Origin of the sequence: Ruminococcus sp. SR1/5 (assembly GCF_000209835.1) — a bacterium.
In the GTDB taxonomy this organism is placed as follows: Bacteria; Bacillota; Clostridia; order Lachnospirales; family Lachnospiraceae; genus Blautia_A; species Blautia_A fusiformis.
This window is the reverse complement of sequence record NC_021014.1, coordinates 1,487,990-1,508,142: the sequence shown is the minus strand read 5'-3', so window position 1 is coordinate 1,508,142 and position 20,153 is coordinate 1,487,990. Positions and strand designations below refer to the sequence as shown.

Below are 20,153 nucleotides of genomic sequence, written 5' to 3'. Positions count from 1 at the left end.
AGTGTAACATATTTTTATAAAAATGCAAAGTTTTTCATAATTATACGTTTGCTGTCTTCAGCCGTTGTTACTGTTCACTCGGTTCTCAGTAACCAGCCGTTCTCTGTCCATGGCTTCTTTCTTTGAAAATACACAGCCGCAGTAATTCTGCCGGTACAGAGCATGCTCATGAGACAGCTCAATAGAACGCTTGTAGCCATTCTTTTTCTTAAAATCTGAAGTCAGATGTGGCACTTTATAGATTTCTGCCAGTTCCTCACCGATCTCATTGATCTTCTGTGCATTCTTCAGAGGACTGATACTTAAGGTTGTGGTGAAATAATCATATCCGCCCTCCTTCGCCAGCTTTGCCGCCTCTTCCATCCGCAGGCGGTAACACCGAAAGCACCGTTCTCCTCCTTCCGGAACATCTTCCAGGCCTTTTGCCATCTCATAAAATTCCTTCGGGTCATACCGGCCCTCCATAAGAGTTACCGGATGGACAAATTCCATCTCCCCGATCAGGCGGCGGATCTCAGCCACGCGGTGTGAATATTCCTCCACCGGTGCGATATTGGGATTATAAAAAAATATCGTGATTTCAAAATACTGCGACAGATATTCCATCACATAGCTGCTGCATGGCGCACAGCAGGCATGCAGAAAAAGTCTGGGGATTTTCCCTTCTTTCTGGTTTCTTTCAATCAGTTTATCCAGTTCTTTCTGGTAGTTTCTCTTGTTCAATGTTTGTAATTCCTTTCTCTATGACTGTTTTCAGGCAGACATCAAAGTATGCATCTCTGCCATTGGCCTTCTCATGTTTCAGACATATGATAATATTATACCATTATCTACGAAAAGGAGGCAACATCCATGAATCCTGTCCTGAAAGTGCGGGACGTGTGTCTCTCCTATCACACATTATCCGGTGAGACACCCGCCCTTTCTCATATATCCTTTGACCTGATGCCCGGTGAATTCCTGTCCATTGTAGGACCTTCCGGATGCGGAAAATCCACTCTTCTGAATCTCATTGCCGGCCTGCTCACTCCGGAGCACGGTTCCATTACTCTGGGAGGCCGGCCGGTATCCTCCGGCAGTACCACTGTAGGATATATGCTCCAGAAGGATCATCTTCTGGAATGGCGGAGCATCTACAAAAACATCCTTCTCGGCCTGGAGATCCGGAAAGAACTCACACCTGAAAAGCTGGCACATGCAGAAGCCCTTCTTCAGACCTACGGTCTGGACCGTTTCCGTGATGCCCGCCCTTCCCAGCTTTCCGGCGGTATGCGCCAACGTGCCGCTCTGATCCGGACCCTTGTGCTGGAACCGGAGCTCCTTCTTCTGGATGAACCTTTTTCTGCACTGGATTACCAGACCCGCTTAAATGTCAGTGATGATATCGGAAAAATCCTCAAAAGCTCCGGCAAGCCTGCGATCCTGGTCACTCACGATATCTCAGAGGCCATCAGCATGGCCGACCGGGTACTGATCCTTTCTGCACGTCCTGCTACTGTACGAAAGATCATTGATATCGATCTGGATATCAGCGACCGCACTCCCCTCTCCTCCAGAAATGCTCCGGATTTTAAGAAATATTTTAACATCATATGGAAGGAGCTCAATGAAAATGCCTGAAATTTCCAGACAGCAGAAACAATATCTTGCACGGCAAAAAAAGAAAAAACATTATCCTGGCTGCACGGACACTTCTTTTTGTTCTGTTTATGGGACTTTGGGAAATATCCTCTGATCTTGGATGGATCGATTCCTTTATCTTCAGTAGTCCTTCCCTGATCGCAGAGACCTTTCTTTCCATGTGCAGGGATCAGTCCCTGTTTGCACATATTGCCGTGACACTGGCAGAAACTCTTGTCAGTTTCTTTTTGTTGTGATCCTGGGTGTAGGAACCGCAGTACTTCTCTGGTGCTCCCGACGGATTGCACGGATCCTGGAGCCATGTCTGGTGGTACTGAACAGTCTCCCGAAATCTGCTCTGGCCCCTCTTCTGATCGTATGGCTTGGTGCCAACGAACGTACCATTGTGGTCGCCGGCATGTCTGTAGCCATCTTCGGCTCCGTTATCAATCTGTACTCCGGCTTCTGCCAGGCAGATCCGGAAAAGCTGAAGCTGATCGAAACTCTGGGGGGACACAAAAAGGAAAAGCTTCTGAAGATCGTCCTGCCCTCCTCCGTTCCTCTTATCCTGAGTGTGATGAAGGTCAACATCGGGCTTTGCTTGGTAGGCGTGATCATCGGAGAATTTATCGGTGCACGAAAAGGCCTGGGATACCTGATTATTTACGGAAGCCAGACATTCAGACTTACATGGGTCCTGATGTCCATTGTGATCCTCTGCATCATTGCCATGCTGCTGTATTTTGCACTTTATCTTATTGAAAAACAGGTCCGGAAGCATTAGCTGTAAAAAGGGCGTGTAAAAATGATCTCTCATTTTTTACACGCCTCTTTTGCTCTTATAACCTTTGTTTCAAAGTTTTCCCACGGCAAAGGCCGTGCATAATAAAAGCCCTGGATCTCATCGCAGCTCAGGCTTCGCAGGATCTCCACCTGTTTTTCTTTCTCCACGCCCTCGGCAAGAACCTTCATTCCCAGGCTGTGTGCCAGCGAAATGGTATGACGGATTACCTGCTGCCCACGAAAATTCTCTATGTAATCGATCAGACTTTTATCCAGCTTCAGAGTATCGAATGGCAGCTGGTTCAGGCTTGTCATAGATGAATAGCCGGAGCCAAAATCATCCATATGCAGCTCGAATCCTGCATCCACCATCTTCTCTATGAGCTTACTGATCCGATCATTATACAACGCAGCAGTTTCTGTCAATTCAATGGGAACAGAAGAAAACGGAATGCCATTTTCTTCCACGATCTTCACATAACGACAGATCATATTATCGTAATGGATACTGGCACGTGACAGATTCACCGAAATCGGAAGTATCTTTTTCCCTGATCTTATACGTTCCCCCTGGATGCTGCATACCTTTCGGAAAACATATTCATCAAGGCGTACGATCAGACCATCCTTCTCAAAAAGAGGGATAAATTCTCCCGGCGAAACCATAGTTCCTTCCGCTCTCTTCCAGCGCACCAGTGCCTCCGCCCCAACGATCTCTTCTGTCTCCACACTGTATTTCGGCTGCAGGTAGACTACGAATTCTTCATTGCGTATAGCCTCCACGAAAGCATTCTCCATCTGTCCGTTACGGATATGCCTCTGTCTCATCTCATCATCATAAAAAGCGATCTGGTGCTCATAGTCATCCCGGATACTCTTCATGGCCAGAAAAGCCCTGTCACAGATCAGGGTAAAAGGCAGTGTCTTATCCACATTCTCATAGACCCCATAGTTGACCACCAGATTAGGAATCGGTGCTCCACTCTCGACCCTGTGGATAAATTTCTCCATATCTGCCCTACGGATCTCTTTCTTTCCATATATGATGGCTACAAACTGGTCTCCTCCATATCTGCCCACCGTCCCGTAGCGAACCTGATTTCTATACGTATCTCCCAGATAAGTAAGAACCTGATCACCGATCTTCTCTCCATAGGTTCCATTGATCCATTTAAAGTTCTTTATATCTGCCACCACCACATGAAAATCCTGATTCGTATTAAAGCGCATCAGCGTCTTTGCATGATGGAAAAAGGCCTGTCTGATATAAAGCCCTGTAAGATCATCATATTCCAGAGCTGAGAGTACCATCACGGACTCTCTCAGCTTGATCACATTGTTGATCTTACTTTTTAATATACGGACATTATACGGTTTCCGTACAAAATCCACTGCTCCCAGTTCCAGACATCGCACCTCATCCTCCAACCGGTTACTTCCGGTTATGATGATCACAGGCACAGAGGTCAGCATCACATCATCACGGATCAGCTCCAGAAACTGAAATTCATCACATACCGGCACACTCATATCAAGAAGAATTGCAGAAAGGGTTTTGTAATTCTCAGACAGACGCTTCATCCCCTCTGCTTCATTCATCGCAGTGATAACCTCAAAACTGCCCTCCAGATGTTCTGTAAGCGCTTTCCGATCCGTCTCATCATTCACTACAATAAGAAGTTTTCTTCCGGATGCTGTTCCTCCTGGTTCCAGTATGGCCTCCATCTCACTGTACCGTACATCCATATCCTCATTGGCAAAAGCAAACACCACGGTCTGAAAATCCTCAGCCGTTCCTACCCTGGCACATTTCACATAGAAATATTCAATCCTCCCGTTGCTTCGGCGTACACGATAATGTACCATCAACTGGGGAATCCTTGTAAGACGTTGGCATATCTTCTCAAAATCCATCATCTGATGCATCCGGATCCTGTCCTCTGCCGCAACACTGCTCTCAATATAAATATCCATGATCTTCTCATAGGATTCATCCCTGCGAAGTCCCTCCTCCCCATAAGCTCCACTCTGCCCCTGGAAGCGGCATACCTGGACCTTATGAGTCTCTCTGTCAACAGAGTAGATATTGATAAAATTTTTTCCGAGAACATTAATGATCCCCATAAGAAGCGGATTCTCCATCATTCCGCTGCTGATCTCATCATTCGTCTTTGTATCCGAAAAAACAAGGGCATGTCCTGTCCCGCCGGATTCCAGCGGAATCTCCACAGCATCAACCGAACGCAGGATATTCCGTCCCGGTTCCAGATAATTCTTCGGACCTTTGATCCCGTTAACGACCGGACAGATCTCACAGGGAGTTTCTCTGTTTCTCAGACAGTGATAGCATTTCTCGCCCCTCTTCAGCTGCGGATAGATCTCACGTGCTGCCAGGTTATAGCTGATAATCTTATAATCCTCATCTATGACATACATTCCCGATGCATTTTTCCCCACGAGCATCACCTCCGGATTCGTAAATTTCTCATAGATCCTTCGTGACAGTTACTGTCTCAAAATCCTTAAATATTCCTTCATTATATACGATTTTTCTGATAACTGCAATTATCTTTCGTATTATTTATTTTTCATATTGGTTTTATTATATTTCGGTTATCAGCGCATCTGAAAAGATTTCCCCCTGAGCGGAACCCCGGCAAGCTCCGCAAGCCTTTTGATCCCGGAATCTGCTATGGATACCGCACTCTCCACATGATTGAAATCTGTGGCACTGTAATCAAACAGGATATTTCCCTGTGCTTCAAACTCCTCGTCCCGTTCCCAGAAAAAGAATCTCATAGGCATACAGTCAAAGGCCCTGATCTCATATCCCACATCACCCTGGGGCAGTTCCCTGCCGTCAAGCTTCTGAAACGCCTCCCTCAATTCCTTTTCATGGCCGGAAAATGTAGCACTGAACACATCCGTCTCTCCGATCTGATACGCCGGCGCAAATGGTCTTGCATTCCTGAGATCTGCAAAAGGGACCCACTTATCCATAATAAAAGCCCCCTCTTTCGCATACCCCAGAAGCGTATAAATATTCAGCATCTCCGTAGTATCCGGTTCTCTCTGTCCATCCAGGCTCCGGATACTGCCGTCTTCCAGACTCACCCCATATCTTCTTCCGAAATGAATGATCGTGAGAAACCCGTTTTCTTCCTTCAGTTCCGGCACCCGTTTATGCAGATCTGCCTGATCCATCTTCAAAAAGCGTTGTGCCCACTCTTCACATAGTTTTACATAGTTGGAAATTCTTTCTTCTTTCATCCTGTCTTCTCCCTGTCTGATATCGATATCCTTTCTCCGCTGTATTCCGGACTTTTTTTACAGAATACACTGCTTTCACATTTTCCGCAAGAATCTTCGCCGATGTATCCGAAATCCGGCTATTTTCAGTGTTACTGTTTTTTCAGCATCCCGGAATCTTCTTAAGCGTTTCTTTTTTCGACAGATCATCCATCAATTTTCCCAAATCCGTCTAATTTCCCAATATAAAAATAACGTTTTTTTGCACAAAAAACTGGATTTTCTTTTTAAAAGGTGTATAATATTAACAAAGTTTATTGTTTTTATGGTTAAAGACACCTGGCAGTAAACAAGAAATGAAAGTGAGGATTCGCCATGAAACAAAACAGTATGTTAGCAATGATCCTGGCCGGTGGAAGAGGAAGTCGTCTTCACGAGTTGACGAATAAAGTTGCCAAGCCAGCCGTTGGTTATGGCGGTAAATACCGTATCGTGGATTTTCCGCTCAGTAACTGTGCCAACAGCGGCATTGATGTCGTAGGTGTACTGACACAGTATGAATCAGTTTTACTGAACAGCTATGTAGCAGCCGGTGGCCGCTGGGGCCTTGATGCCAAGGACAGCGGAGTTTATGTACTTCCTCCACGTGAGAAGGCTGATGCCGGTCTGGATGTATACCGTGGAACAGCTGATGCGATCTCTCAGAATATTGATTTCATCGACTCACAGAACCCGGAATACCTTCTGATCCTTTCCGGTGACCACATCTATAAGATGAATTATGCAAAGATGCTTGATGACCATATCCAGCATAAGGCAGATGCGACTATTGCAGTTATCGAGGTTCCCATGAAGGAAGCCAGCCGTTTCGGTATCATGAACACCGGTGAAGATGATCGCATCGTGGAATTTGAAGAGAAACCGGAACACCCGAAGAGCAATCTTGCCTCCATGGGTATCTACATATTCAACTGGAAGCTTCTGCGCAAGCTCCTGCTGGCAGATATCAAAAATCCGGATTCCAATCACGATTTCGGTAAAGACATCATCCCTACACTCCTTGCACAGGACAAAGCACTCTACGCCTACAAGTTCAAAGGCTACTGGAAGGATGTAGGAACCATCGATTCCCTCTGGGAAGCAAACATGGATCTTCTCAGTCCTAACAGTGAACTGGATCTTAACGATCCTACCTGGAAAATCTACACTGAGGATGCTACCTCTCTTCCACAGTATATCTGTGATACAGCTGTGATCAACACTGCTTTCATTACTCAGGGCTGTGTTGTAGAAGGTGAGATCACCAACTCCGTACTTTTCACAGGCGTCAAGGTCGGTCCTGGTGCCAAGATCATCGACAGTGTCCTGATGCCGGGTGTTGTTGTTGAAGCAGGTGCCGTTGTCCAGCGTGCTCTCGTTGCAGACGGAGTCGTGATCGGTGCCAATGCTCGTGTCGGTTCCAAGGACAGTGAGCACATCGAACTTGTATCAAAACGTGTAAAGGGGGCTGAGTAATATGTTTAAAGCATTTGGAATCGTGAATTCCTCAGAAAGAAATATCCATGTGGAGGGGCTTCAGGACTACCGTGCGATCGGCGCCTTTTCATTTCTCGGAAGATATCGTGTCATCGACTTCCCGATCTCAAATATGACCAACAGCGGAATTGAGTACATTCAGGTCTATGTAAAGAACAAACCCCGTTCTCTTGTAGAACATCTCGGAACCGGACGTCACTACAACATCAACTCCAAGAGCGGTAATCTCCAACTCCTCTTTTCAGAGCATTCCGGAGTCAACGATATCTATAACACCGATATCGACAACTACTACTCCAATCTGGAGTGCATCGAAGCAGTTCATTATCCGTATGTTGTTATCGCTCCGAATTACATGATCTACACCACCGACTATTCCAAGCTGATCGATGCCCATATCGAATCCGGTGCAGATGTGACCATGCTTTATCATTCCGTTGATAATGCCAAGGAGAACTATCTGAACTGCCACATCCTGAACCTGAACCGTCAGAAGGGTGTTCTCTCCATTGAGCACAACCACGGCAATGCAAAGAACCGCAACATTTTCATGGATACCTACGTAATGAGCAAGGAGCTTTTCATCAGCCTCATCCATAAGGCAAAAGAGATCTCCTCTCTTTATACCCTTGCAGACGTGATCAATGCCGGCTGCAGAGACGGTGAGCTGGATGTGCGTGGTATATCTCATCGCGGATATTTTGCATCGATCACTGATTTCAAGAGCTATCACGATGCAAATATGGATCTGATCGACTACAAAACTGCAACCGATCTTTTCCATGATAACTGGCCGATCTATACACGCACCAACAACTCCTGTCCGACCCATTATTTTGACACAGCCAATGTTTCCAACTCCGTTATCTCCAACGGCTCCATGATCGAGGGAACTGTAGAAAATTCCATTGTCGGACGTGGCTGTACCATCAAAAAGGGCGCTGTTATCAAGAACTGTGTCGTTCTTGCAGACTGTACCATCGGTGAGAATGTCCATATCGAAAATCTGGTGGTAGACAAGCATGCCAAGATCACGCATGCCAAGGAGATCATCCGTCCTGCGGATGAGCCTGGCTACATCAAACGTAACGATACACTGTAATATTCATATATAATAAGGCCTCCGGTTCCTGTGTTACGAACCGGAGGCCTTATTTATCTCTGTACTCAGCTAAACATATGGATCCATCATTTCAGAACAGACTGGATCCATTTCAACGCATTCTCTTTATTCTTCACATTACCCGGAAGGCAGATGCACACCGGATCATATCTCAGGCCAAAGTCCTGAGCAACACTACTGCTGCCGTCAAGCTCCAGATGCTGATCATCCACAGCGCCCAGAGACTCAAACACCTCATCTCCAAACGTTTCCCTGAGATTTGCATACATTCCGCTATCTTTCTCATGTTCATAGAGTTCCTTCGGCATGATCAGGACATCAACGGTAGCACTCTGGATTTCCGTCACATATGCGATCCTGGCATAGTAATCAAAATCCTCTCCTGTCTCGTCCGTCATCAGATTCTGCGCCACACTGACTTCTGCATATTTATCCTCTGTTCCCAGTGTCTTCAAAACATCCTCTTCCACCTTCTCAGAGTCATAATTCCCTGCATTCACCACCGCAATGGAAAGCACCGTCTTCATCTGTGCGTGACGATAAATATTCACTCCCAGACAGACTCCGCCAATGGCAAGAAGCACGCACAGCATATGTATCTTATAATACATCCAGATATACTGAATCTTCTTACCTGTTCCCATTCCCTTCAGTTTCTCTCTTTCGATCCGGCGGCGTTCCTTCTTCGTCAGATCAGTTTCGTTGGGCATCTCCGGATTCAGTACACTCTCATCGTGTCCGTCACTGCCGGCCTCCGCTCTGTTTTGTAAATCCATAAAAATCTCCTTTTTCTTTCATGTCTCAGTATTTTTTACCCTGAAGCGGGATATTCCAGTCGCTTTCCCCACATCCTCCGGGTGGGTGCTGTGACTTATCAATAAAGGATATTTTAGCATATTTTGGTACAAAATCACAGCGCATAAATATGAAAATACCATAAACTCTTCTATTTCCGGCAGATCTTCATTCCATATCCATACATTACCGCCACAGCAGTCACAAGAACACAGACCATCACCGGTCTCATCCACAGATATAAAAGATTTTTCTCAATTCCAGCTGCCACAGCCACATCCTTCAGGATATCAGCCACGCAGAGATGGAACAGATAAATAAAAAACGCATATTTCTGACCGATGGCTGCCGGAAGCTCGGGCACTTTCCGATTCTTTCCCATGATCGCAATGAGAAAAAGACCAACAGCCATAAATACTGACCCCAGAAACAATTCCAGTTTGCCAAAATACCGGTATTCCAGCAGACTTGCGATCCCGCCGCCAGCTGCCATGCCATACAAAAGAAGCACTTTTTTTCCGGCAAACCAGGCTTCCAGCTTTTCCTGATGTCTGTGTATCAGATGTCCCAACATAAAAAACGGAAATCCGGTAAACAGATAGTTTCGAAACTGCATAACACGGAAATGCTTTTCCGGGAACAGGAAGGTCGAAAATTCCTCCATTCCGAAATGGATCAGAAGAAGCACCGGTATCAGAACATATACCTGCTTACAAATCCGGAATCTTGCTGCCAGGGCAAAAAGAAGATAACAATAGAGCAGTGCCGGGAGAAACCACAGATGCCATTTCACCTGAGAGCTGTTATTATATAGAAGAAACTGGCGGATATGTTCCCCCGAAACCAGGGCTTCCAGCCATTCCTTCTGGCTTGCTCCGTCGATGTGGTTCTGGATCAGCTCCCACAGACAGCAGACCGGAAATGCCACAAGCATCAGCTTCAGAACATGCCGGATCTTTTTTCCGGTTCTTATAAATTCCGTATCATCGCCACGGAAACAAAAATATCCGGATACCATAAAAAACACAGGTACTGCAAATCTGGCAAGTACATTGGCTATGATTCCGGCATTTCCCGGAAAATGGACGTGAAGAAGCACAACTGCATAAGCACAGATCGCCTTTACCATATCCAGAGTACGGTTTCGCATAAAAATTACTCCTTTTTATATCGAACGCTTATCCCGGAAATATGATTCCGGGGTTCCCTTTTTTTCGAAACGATATACTAACAAACCAGCAGAATTTTGTCAATGCTGTTTTTCTCCTGTACGGTTTACTCTTATACGTTTTACTCTTGTACGGCTTCCGGATCTGAATTATAATTCTTTTATGACTTCTATGACAGGATGTTTGTTATTTCCTCAGAAAGGATTCTATTTTTTATGAAAAAAGACGGCTACTATTCTTCCGGCGAATTTGCACGCATGGCACACGTAACTCTGCGTACTGTCCGCTATTATGATAAACAGGATATCCTGAAACCCTCTCTCGTCACCGAATCCGGCGCACGTTTTTATACAGACGAGGATTTTGCGAGGCTTCAGCAGATCCTCCTTCTGAAATACCTGGGCTTTTCCCTGGATGACATCCGTGAAATGACCATCGGTGATTCCGATTATCATTTCATGCTGAATTCTCTGAATATCCAGCTTCGTCTGGTCCGTGACCGGATCGAACAGATGCAGCTGGTGGAAAAAGCGATCCAGGATACCGCACAGATGATAAAGGAACAGCACACCATTGACTGGAGCCAGATGCTGAACCTGATCCACCTGACCGGCATGGAAAAAAGCCTCAAGAATCAATATCAGAATGCCACCAACATTTCCTCCAGGATCAACCTCCACAGCCTGTACTCCCAGAACAAACAGGGATGGTTTCCCTGGATCTTTGAGCAGTGCCAGATCTCACCCGGTCTTCGTATTCTGGAGCTGGGCTGCGGAGACGGAACGTTATGGACCGACAATCTTTCCCTTCTGCCGGAGGATATCTCCATCACACTTTCCGATATTTCCAGCGGTATGCTCCGCGATGCCAGACGAGCCATCGGTTCCTCGGATACCCGGTTTGCATTCCGGGCCTTTGACTGCCGAAAAATCCCCTGCAAGGACGAAAGCTTTGATCTGGTGATCGCCAATCACGTGCTTTTTTACTGCGATGATATTCCTTCCGTCCTGAAGGAAGTCCGCCGTGTCCTCGCTCCCGGCGGAAGATTTCTCTGCAGTGCTTACGGAAAGGCACATATGCAGGAGGTCAGCCAGCTGGTGCAGGATTTTGATGAACGGATCGTGCTTTCCGCAGACCGGCTTTATGAACGGTTCGGACGTGAAAACGGCCAGAGTATCCTGGCGCCTTTTTTCCCAAAGGCTCAGTGGCTTTCTTATGAAGACTGCCTTCTGGTCCAGGATGCGGAACCGCTGATCTCCTACGTCCTCTCCTGCCACGGCAACCAGAATCAGTATATATTGGACCGTTACAAGGAATTCCGGGCCTACACCGCCAGAAAAACTGCCAAAGGATTCCGCATTACCAAGGATGCCGGCGTATTTCTTTGTGAAAAATAGCCAAAAATAAAAAATATGAAAAAAGCTCTTGAAGGTGACCTTGCGTCACCTTTTATAATACAGTTACAGTAACAAAGTTATGTGCAGGCACGACTTATGCTGCACATCATCACGCAAAGGAGAAAACATATGAAAGGAATTATTTTAGCCGGAGGCTCCGGAACACGTCTTTACCCGCTTACCATGGTGACCTCCAAACAGCTTCTGCCGATCTTTGACAAACCGATGATCTACTATCCTATGTCTGTTCTTATGAACGCAGGCATCCGTGATATCCTGATCATCTCCACCCCGCAGGATACCCCGAGATTTGAGGAGCTTCTCGGTGACGGCCATCAGTTCGGTGTCAACCTTACCTATGCTGTACAGCCAAGCCCGGACGGACTTGCTCAGGCATTTATCATCGGCGAGGAATTCATCGGCAACGATACCGTATGTATGGTCCTTGGTGACAACATTTTCGCAGGACATGGCCTCAAAAAGCGCCTGAAAGCTGCTGTAGACAACGCAGAAACAGGCAAAGGTGCCACTGTTTTCGGATACTATGTAGATGATCCGGAGCGTTTCGGCATCGTGGAATTCGACCAGAACGGAAAAGCGGTTTCCATTGAAGAGAAACCGGAAAAGCCAAAAAGCAACTACTGTGTAACCGGTCTCTACTTCTACGACAACAAGGTTGTAGAGTACGCAAAAAATCTGAAGCCAAGCGCAAGAGGCGAGCTTGAGATCACAGACCTGAACCGTATCTACCTTGAGAAGGGACAGCTGAACGTTGAGCTTCTGGGCCAGGGCTTCACATGGCTGGATACCGGTACACACGAAAGCCTTGTAGAGGCAACCAACTTCGTAAAAACCATGGAGCAGCATCAGCACCGCAAGATCGCATGCCTTGAGGAGATTGCTTACTTAAACGGCTGGATCACAAAGGAGGACGTGCTCAAGGTTTACGAAATCCTTAAGAAAAACCAGTATGGCCAGTATCTCAAGGATGTTCTGGACGGAAAATATCTGGACGCGCTTCACTAAGCCGATCTGATTTTCCGACACTGAATTTACCTGCGGACTCCGTTTCGACGGAATCCGCATAAGATCAATCATTTATTATAAAGGAGATTTTTTATGACAATCATCGTTACCGGCGGCGCCGGATTTATCGGAAGCAACTTTATTTTTCATATGATGGAGGCTCATCCGGATTACCGTATCGTATGCCTGGACTGCCTGACCTATGCCGGAAACCTTTCCACTCTTGCACCGGTCATGGACAAGCCGAACTTCCGCTTTGTAAAAGAAAGCATCACAGACCGTGACGCTGTTTACAAGCTTTTCGAGGAGGAGCATCCGGACATCGTGGTAAACTTCGCAGCTGAGAGCCACGTAGACCGTTCCATCGAAAACCCGGAGGTATTCCTTGACACCAACATCAAGGGTACTGCTGTTCTCATGGATGCCTGCCGTAAATACGGAATCCAGCGTTATCATCAGGTTTCCACAGACGAGGTTTACGGAGATCTTCCTCTTGACAGACCGGACCTCTTCTTCACAGAGGAAACTCCGATCCATACAAGCAGCCCGTACAGCTCCTCCAAAGCAGGTGCTGACCTTCTTGTTCTCGCATACCACAGAACCTACGGCCTGCCTGTGACCATCAGCCGCTGCTCCAACAACTACGGCCCGTATCACTTCCCGGAAAAGCTGATCCCGCTGATGATCGCCAACGCTCTGAACGACAAACCACTCCCGGTTTACGGAAAGGGTGAAAATGTCCGCGACTGGCTCTATGTTGAGGATCACTGCCGTGCCATCGACCTGATCATCCACAAAGGACGTGTAGGCGAGGTTTACAATGTAGGCGGACATAACGAGATGAAAAACATCGATATCGTAAAACTGATCTGCAAGGAGCTTGGCAAACCGGAAAGCCTGATCACACATGTAGCAGACCGTAAAGGCCATGACATGCGCTACGCTATCGACCCGACCAAGATCCACAACGAGCTTGGATGGCTTCCTGAAACAAAATTCGCAGACGGAATCAAAAAGACCATCAAATGGTACCTTGACAACAAGGAATGGTGGGAAACCATCATCTCCGGTGAGTATCAGAACTACTACGAAAAAATGTATGGAAACCGCGAGGAGGTTAAAGCATGAGATTTTTCGTAACAGGTGTTGGCGGCCAGCTTGGCCATGACGTAATGAATGAACTGTCCGGCCGTGGACATGAAGGCGTAGGAAGTGACATTGCTCCTTCCTACAGCGGCATCGCTGATGGTACTCCTGTTACCACCATGCCTTATGTGCAGCTTGATATCACAGATAAAGAAGCGGTAGCAAAAACCATCCGTGAGGTAAAGCCTGATGCAGTAGTACACTGTGCCGCATGGACAGCCGTAGATGCTGCAGAGGACGAGGAAAACCGTGAGAAGGTACGTCTTGTCAATGTTGTAGGAACACAGAACATTGCGGACATCTGCAAGGAGCTTGGCATCAAGATGATGTATATTTCCACAGACTACGTTTTTGACGGCCAGGGAACCACACCATGGGATCCGGACTGCAAGGACTACGCTCCACAGAACGTATACGGTCAGACCAAGCTTGACGGTGAGCTGGCAGTATCCGGCACTATAGATAAATTCTTTATCGTACGTATTGCATGGGTATTCGGCAAAAACGGCAAAAACTTTATCCGTACCATGGTAAATCTGGGAAAAACCCATGACAAGCTTACCGTAGTCAGTGACCAGATCGGAACTCCGACCTACACCTACGACCTTGCACGTCTTCTGGTAGACATGGTCGAGACAGAGAAATACGGCTACTATCACGCAACCAACGAAGGCGGCTTCATCAGCTGGTATGATTTCACTAAAGAGATCTTCCGCCAGGCTGCTGCCCTCGGCCACAAGGAATACGAAAAAGTAGAGGTATCTCCTGTCACAACTGCAGAGTACGGCGTTTCCAAGGCTGTACGTCCATTCAACAGCCGCCTGGATAAATCCAAGCTTGTAAAAAACGGCTTCCAGCCACTTCCAACATGGCAGGATGCCCTGGAAAGATATCTGAAAGAGATCCTGTAAAAAAAATCCATCGGTGATCGCCGGTGGATTTTTTTCGTTCTGTTTCTCATGAAAAAACAGCCGGTGGAAAGCTTTACGCTTCCCCGGCTGTTCTTATGCTAAAATTTAATAATTTTATCTTACTGCTGTGCAACAGTTCCGTCTGCACTCTGGGCATCTACTGTGCCATTCTGTGTGGCATCTGCAGTCTCACCCTGCGCTTCTGCTGTACTTCCCTCTGCAGCTGCCTGTGCATCATTATCCGTAGCTACTGCCGCTGATGTTGCACTGTCTGCCTCCTCCTGGGAAACAGTCTCTCCGTCACGAACCTTCTTCATCATGGCCTCCGCCTTCTGAACGGTAGACTCATCCGGAATCATAACGTAAGCCTTCTGGCTCATAGAATACGGCTTCTGTGTGTCACCGGTACCATTTACACTGTAGCTTACGATGTTCCAGTCACCGCCGTTGTTCAGCTGCTGCTGGAGCAGTCTGGCGATCTCCTCGTAGGAGATATTGGTCTCAAAGCATCCCTGGATGCTGGAAAGAACGGAAGAATAATTCTTCAGAAGCTCCGGTGAAAGAGCCTTGTTGATCACACCCTTGATCACTGCCATCTGGTTCTTGCCACGCTGACGGTCGCCCTCTTTAAAGGCATAACGCTCACGGCTGAATACCAGAGCCTGCTCACCGTTCAGGTAGTTCTCTCCCTGATTGAAGTGATATCCTGTCTCATTCTTGGAATCAAAGTCATAGTCAGAATAAACAGTAACTCCGCCAAGCGCATTGATCAGCTGCTCAAATCCCGCAAAGTTGATACGGAAATAATAGTTAATATCCTCATTATAAAGCATTCCCAGAGTATCCATACATACATTGATACCATAGATACCTGCATGTGTCAGCTTATCTCTCTGTCCGCCTGAAATAGAAAGCGGTACAAAATAATCACGAGGTGTGGAAACCAGAAGCACCTGTCTGGTAGCTGTATTTACCGTAGCAATGATATTGGAATCGCTTCGGCTCTTTGCAACAAGGCCGCTGCGGCTGTCGATACCACTGATAAAGATGGTATATATAGAACCGTCATTGGTATTCTCTTCAGCCTTCGCCTCTGTCTCCTGGGGCTCAATGGTAGTCTCCACCTTCTTCACAGTCAGCTCTTTGATCCTGGAAGAAATATCGGAATATCCATCCATCTCTTCAATAACGCTTAAATATGCGCTGTTCAGCACGATCGCACCTGTCTGTCCGTTCAGAAGACCGTCAACCAGCTCTGTAAGTCCTGCATACTCCTGGACCTGCACAGTCTTGCATGTCTCGGAATCCACTTCCTGAATAGCCTTGTCCGAATTGGCTCTGTCAAGATCTGTCAGCACACCATACACATAATCTGCTGTAGCCTCTATGGAATCTGCAGAATCATCTGCACGGACATAAATACCGACCTCCGTAACCTCTGTGTTCACACCGGAGATCCCTGCCAGTGTGGAATGTGTCTTATAAACATACATACTTCCGAGAATGAATACTGCTGCAAAAACTGCTGCCAGGATCACTCCCACTACAAATCTTATCTTACCATCCGTACTCCATACAAGCGCTCCGACGATCACGATCAGGACCAGCATTACCAGTCCGATCACTGCAATGAACTTCGTCGGGATCACCTTCATATTCAGAAGCATGACCGCAAATACGATTGCTGTGATCAGAACCACAAGCGTCACGATCAGCCCTGGGATATGTTTTCCCATTTTTCTCATATGCAATCCTCCATTTTTGATGGTACAGAGAATATTACATATGGACACTCTCTGTACAGATTCAAATATCCTAATCATTTTACGCTTTTTTACTGATAAAAGCAAGAAATATCGTAAATCGCCAAATGCAAAAACAGTTCCGTGATATCATGATCCTTTTATGCTCTCACGATGTCACGGAACTGCCGCTAAAATGTTCCTTCTGTGAAATGGATCTCCTTATTCCACGGTAACACTCTTGGCAAGATTTCTCGGCTTATCCACATCCAGACCTTTATTTACACTGACATAGTAACCCAGAAGCTGCAGCGGGATCACTGCCAGAGAAGTTGCAAAATGCGGATCTGTTTTCGGGATATAAACCGTAAAATCTACAGTATCCTCGATATTATAGTTTCCAAACGTAGTAAGCCCCATCAGATACGCCCCACGGCTTCTGCACTCCACCATGTTGCTGACTGTTTTCTCATAAAGCTCCGGCTGTGTCAGGACACCGATCACAAGAGTGCCGTCCTCGATCAGGGAAATGGTGCCATGCTTCAGCTCACCAGCTGCATATGCCTCAGAATGGATGTAGCTGATCTCCTTCATCTTAAGGCTGCCCTCAAGGCTGATGGCATAATCGATCCCTCTTCCGATAAAAAAGATATCCTTTGCATTGGCCTGCTTGGAGGCAAACCACTGAAGCCTTTCCTTATCCTCGATGATCCTGCCGATCTTGTCCGGAAGTGTCTTCAGTTCCTTAATGTAGGACTCACACTGCTCCTCTGAGATCTTTCCGCGGACCAGTGCCATCTGCAATGCCAGCACATAGGAAGCGATCAGCTGTGTACTGTACGCCTTGGTGGTAGCGACCGAAATCTCCGGTCCTGCAAGTGTGTAGAATACATGATCCGCCTCTCTTGCAATGGAAGAGCCGACCACATTGACAATAGCCAGCGTGCGGATCCCCTTCTCCTTACATTCCCGAAGTGCAGCCAGACTGTCCGCAGTCTCACCGGACTGACTGATGATCACTGCCAGGCCATCAGGATCCAGAAGCGGCTTCCGGTAACGGAACTCCGAAGCAAGCTCCACACGCACCGGAAGACCTGCAAGATCCTCGATCACATACTGTGCAGCCATTCCCACATGGTAAGCAGAGCCGCAGGCCACGATATAAACCTGGCTGATGCTGCGGATTCTCTCATCATCCAGACCGATCTCCGTCAGATCCAGCTTGTCCTCCCGGATAACGGAATTCAGTGTATCTGCGACTGCCTTCGGCTGCTCATGGATCTCCTTCATCATGAAATGCTCAAAACCGGCTTTCTCCGCTGCCTCTGCATCCCACTCAATGATCTTAGGCTCCTTCTCGATCTCCTCACCATCCAGATTGTAAAAAGTGATCTCACCCGGTTTTACACATGCCAGCTCCAGATTTCCGATATAATAAACATTTCTTGTATACTTCAGGATCGCAGGAACATCCGATGCGATATAGGATTCTCCATTCTCCACACCCAGGATCATAGGGCTGTCTTTTCTCGCTACAAAGATCTCTTCCGGATAATCACGGAACATCATTGCCAGCGCATAGGAACCACGGATACGCACCATGGCATGACGCACTGCCTCAACCGGAGATCCGCCGTATTTCTGGTAGTAATAATCCACCAGCTTCACAGCAACCTCCGTATCTGTGGAAGAATAAAAAGAATATCCCCTGCGGAGAAGCTTCTCCTTCAGCTCCTGGTAATTCTCGATAATGCCGTTATGCACAGCTGCCACATTTCCGTTATCACTGACATGAGGATGGGCATTGACCTCTGATGGTTCTCCGTGAGTTGCCCAGCGGGTATGACCGATCCCGCACATACCCGGAACAGATTCACCTGCGTTTGTTTTCTCCAGAAGGACCTTCAGACGGCCCTTCGCCTTAATGATCTCGATATCCTTTTCCCCGTCACGCACTGCGATGCCGGCGGAATCATATCCCCTGTATTCCAGTTTGGAAAGCCCGTCCAGAAGGATGGGTGCTGCCTGATGCCTGCCTGTAAAACCTACAATTCCACACATGATTTTTTCTCCTCTTATTGCATTTTTATATTCTTCTGACTGCTCCGTTCTTCAGACACCTGCGGTCTGCATCCAGGACATCACTCTGCCACATGCCCCTTCTTACGGACGATCTCAACCACCTGGTCCACATATTTTCTGCAAAGCTCCTCACTCTCTGCCTCTACCATAACACGAAGCAGAGGTTCTGTGCCGGATTCTCTCACCAGGATCCTTCCGGTGTCTCCAAGCGCCTCAGCCACACTCTCTACTGCTGCCTGCACATCCACATCTGCCTGCGCTGCTGCCTTGTCATGGACACGCACGTTCTCAAGAACCTGGGGATAGATCGCCAGATCAGCAGTAAGCTCACTGAGCTTTTTCTTCCTTGCCATTATAACTTCCATCATCTTCAGACTTGTAAGGATGCCATCCCCGGTAGATGCATACTTGGAAAAAATAATGTGCCCGGACTGCTCACCACCAATACGGCAGCCATTCTGCATCATATATTCATAAACATATTTATCCCCTACTGCAGTCTTCGCATACTCGATATCAAGAGCATCAAAAGCCTTGTAAAGGCCAAAATTGGACATTACCGTAGTCACAACCGTATTGGTGAGAAGCTTTCCGCGCTCCTTCATATAACGGCCGTACACATAAAGGATCGCATCCCCGCTAACCACATTTCCCTTCTCATCCACACAGAGACAGCGGTCCGCATCTCCGTCGTAGGCAAAGCCAACATCCAGTCCCTTCTCCACTACAAGCTTCTGGAGACCCTCGATATGGGTGGAACCGGCATTGTTATTGATATTGGTACCATCCGGCTCAGCATTGATCACATAAGTCTTCGCTCCCAGCGCATCAAAAACCGCCTTTGCGATATTCCATGCACTTCCGTTGGCACAGTCCAGTCCAATCCGCATTCCCTTAAAGGAATATACTCCCAAGGAGATCAGATATCCTATGTAACGGTTCCGGCCTGCCGAATAATCCACCGTCCTGCCGATCTCACCGCCCTTTGTAAAAGGAATCTCATGCCATTTCTCTCCGAACAGCTGAAGACGGTCATCCAGATAATCCTCCACCAGAGCGATGATCTCCTCCTCCATCTTCTCACCCTGGCCGTTGATCAGCTTGATCCCGTTATCATAATAAGGATTATGGCTGGCAGAGATCATGATACCGCAGTCAAAGCCATCGGTACGGGCAACATAAGCCACAGACGGCGTTGTTGTCACGTGGAGAAGATAAGCATCCGCTCCGGACGCCACCAGTCCGCCAACCAGCGAATACTCAAACATATAGCTGGAACGTCGGGTATCCTTGCCGATCACGATCCTGGCCGCAGCCGTCTCCCCCGCTCTTCTGCGCAGCTCATTATAATACCATCCCAGAAAACGCCCGATCTTAAATGCATGATCCGCCGTCAAAGAAACACCCGCCTCCCCACGGAAACCATCTGTACCAAAATATTTTCCCATTTCTAGCTCTCCTTTGTGTGTTAATATTTATAACTTATCTTATATATTGATGTGTCATACAGATCGATCAGAATTGTTCTTATCTTTCTGTATGAACATCAATAATATTATCTATATTTCCAGCAG

The 20,153-nt window shown here is 47.1% G+C and carries 17 protein-coding genes; 9 read left to right on the top strand and 8 right to left on the bottom strand.

Annotation, left to right across the window (positions count from 1 at the left end; translation table 11 throughout):
• Nucleotides 1-57: 57 nt before the first annotated feature.
• Complete coding sequence (locus CK1_RS07820) at nucleotides 58-723, bottom strand: epoxyqueuosine reductase QueH (RefSeq protein WP_278654722.1); 666 nt, start codon at nucleotides 721-723, stop codon at nucleotides 58-60.
• Between the two features lie 129 nt (nucleotides 724-852).
• Here CK1_RS07820 and CK1_RS07815 point away from each other — a divergent pair, with 129 nt between their 5' ends.
• The 3 genes from CK1_RS07815 to CK1_RS07810 are packed head-to-tail and all read left to right on the top strand — an operon-like array spanning nucleotide 853 to nucleotide 2,404.
• Nucleotides 853-1,620, top strand: coding sequence for an ABC transporter ATP-binding protein (locus tag CK1_RS07815; protein ID WP_015525718.1), 768 nt, complete (start codon nucleotides 853-855; stop codon nucleotides 1,618-1,620).
• A gap of 26 nt (nucleotides 1,621-1,646) precedes the next feature.
• Nucleotides 1,647-1,877 carry an ABC transporter permease family protein gene (locus CK1_RS18140; protein WP_353611143.1) on the top strand — a complete coding sequence of 77 codons (231 nt, stop codon included), beginning with the start codon at nucleotides 1,647-1,649 and terminating at the stop codon, nucleotides 1,875-1,877.
• Nucleotides 1,874-2,404: an ABC transporter permease gene (locus CK1_RS07810; RefSeq protein ID WP_353611142.1), complete on the top strand. Its 531-nt coding sequence runs from the start codon at nucleotides 1,874-1,876 to the stop codon at nucleotides 2,402-2,404. Before CK1_RS18140 ends, CK1_RS07810 begins: the two co-directional genes overlap by 4 nt.
• Nucleotides 2,405-2,433: 29 nt before the next feature.
• On the opposite strand, the gene CK1_RS07805 is transcribed toward CK1_RS07810, so the two are convergent.
• A complete protein-coding gene (locus CK1_RS07805) occupies nucleotides 2,434-4,860 on the bottom strand; it encodes a putative bifunctional diguanylate cyclase/phosphodiesterase (RefSeq protein ID WP_242981896.1) in 2,427 nt (808 codons plus the stop codon).
• A gap of 159 nt (nucleotides 4,861-5,019) precedes the next feature.
• The gene (locus tag CK1_RS07800) at nucleotides 5,020-5,673 is read right to left on the bottom strand and encodes a DUF3786 domain-containing protein (protein ID WP_015525717.1); all 654 of its coding nucleotides are present in this window, start codon (nucleotides 5,671-5,673) and stop codon (nucleotides 5,020-5,022) included.
• Between the two features lie 354 nt (nucleotides 5,674-6,027).
• On the opposite strand from CK1_RS07800, the gene CK1_RS07795 reads away from it, so the two are divergent.
• Together CK1_RS07795 and glgD are read left to right on the top strand one after the other, a co-directional pair.
• Nucleotides 6,028-7,167 carry a glucose-1-phosphate adenylyltransferase gene (locus tag CK1_RS07795; RefSeq protein ID WP_021651100.1) on the top strand — a complete coding sequence of 380 codons (1,140 nt, stop codon included), beginning with the start codon at nucleotides 6,028-6,030 and terminating at the stop codon, nucleotides 7,165-7,167.
• 1 nt (nucleotide 7,168) lies between these two features.
• On the top strand, nucleotides 7,169-8,290 hold the full coding sequence (gene glgD, locus CK1_RS07790; protein WP_015525715.1) for a glucose-1-phosphate adenylyltransferase subunit GlgD: 1,122 nt from the start codon (nucleotides 7,169-7,171) through the stop codon (nucleotides 8,288-8,290).
• Nucleotides 8,291-8,376: 86 nt separating this feature from the next.
• Here glgD and CK1_RS07785 read toward each other — a convergent pair whose 3' ends face one another.
• A complete protein-coding gene (locus tag CK1_RS07785; RefSeq protein WP_015525714.1) occupies nucleotides 8,377-9,087 on the bottom strand; it encodes a hypothetical protein in 711 nt (236 codons plus the stop codon).
• A 170-nt stretch (nucleotides 9,088-9,257) separates the two neighbouring features.
• Entirely contained in the window at nucleotides 9,258-10,256 is a 999-nt protein-coding gene (locus CK1_RS07780; protein ID WP_015525713.1) for an acyltransferase, read from the bottom strand.
• 234 nt (nucleotides 10,257-10,490) lie between these two features.
• On the opposite strand from CK1_RS07780, the gene CK1_RS07775 reads away from it, so the two are divergent.
• The 4 genes from CK1_RS07775 to rfbD all read left to right on the top strand — a co-directional run bounded on the left by CK1_RS07775 (nucleotide 10,491) and on the right by rfbD (nucleotide 14,755).
• The gene (locus tag CK1_RS07775) at nucleotides 10,491-11,672 is read left to right on the top strand and encodes a MerR family transcriptional regulator (RefSeq protein ID WP_015525712.1); all 1,182 of its coding nucleotides are present in this window, start codon (nucleotides 10,491-10,493) and stop codon (nucleotides 11,670-11,672) included.
• A 129-nt stretch (nucleotides 11,673-11,801) separates the two neighbouring features.
• Complete coding sequence (gene rfbA, locus CK1_RS07770) at nucleotides 11,802-12,698, top strand: glucose-1-phosphate thymidylyltransferase RfbA (RefSeq protein WP_015525711.1); 897 nt, start codon at nucleotides 11,802-11,804, stop codon at nucleotides 12,696-12,698.
• Between the two features lie 93 nt (nucleotides 12,699-12,791).
• The gene (gene rfbB / locus CK1_RS07765) at nucleotides 12,792-13,826 is read left to right on the top strand and encodes a dTDP-glucose 4,6-dehydratase (protein ID WP_015525710.1); all 1,035 of its coding nucleotides are present in this window, start codon (nucleotides 12,792-12,794) and stop codon (nucleotides 13,824-13,826) included.
• The gene (gene rfbD, locus CK1_RS07760; protein WP_015525709.1) at nucleotides 13,823-14,755 is read left to right on the top strand and encodes a dTDP-4-dehydrorhamnose reductase; all 933 of its coding nucleotides are present in this window, start codon (nucleotides 13,823-13,825) and stop codon (nucleotides 14,753-14,755) included. Before rfbB ends, rfbD begins: the two co-directional genes overlap by 4 nt.
• 119 nt (nucleotides 14,756-14,874) lie before the next feature.
• Here rfbD and CK1_RS07755 read toward each other — a convergent pair whose 3' ends face one another.
• From CK1_RS07755 to glmM, 3 genes are all read right to left on the bottom strand, one after another.
• Nucleotides 14,875-16,500, bottom strand: coding sequence for an LCP family glycopolymer transferase (locus CK1_RS07755; RefSeq protein WP_015525708.1), 1,626 nt, complete (start codon nucleotides 16,498-16,500; stop codon nucleotides 14,875-14,877).
• A 219-nt stretch (nucleotides 16,501-16,719) separates the two neighbouring features.
• Nucleotides 16,720-18,558 carry a glutamine--fructose-6-phosphate transaminase (isomerizing) gene (glmS, locus tag CK1_RS07750; RefSeq protein ID WP_015525707.1) on the bottom strand — a complete coding sequence of 613 codons (1,839 nt, stop codon included), beginning with the start codon at nucleotides 18,556-18,558 and terminating at the stop codon, nucleotides 16,720-16,722.
• A gap of 80 nt (nucleotides 18,559-18,638) precedes the next feature.
• Entirely contained in the window at nucleotides 18,639-20,027 is a 1,389-nt protein-coding gene (glmM, locus tag CK1_RS07745) for a phosphoglucosamine mutase (protein WP_015525706.1), read from the bottom strand.
• Between the last annotated feature and the right edge of the window lie 126 nt (nucleotides 20,028-20,153).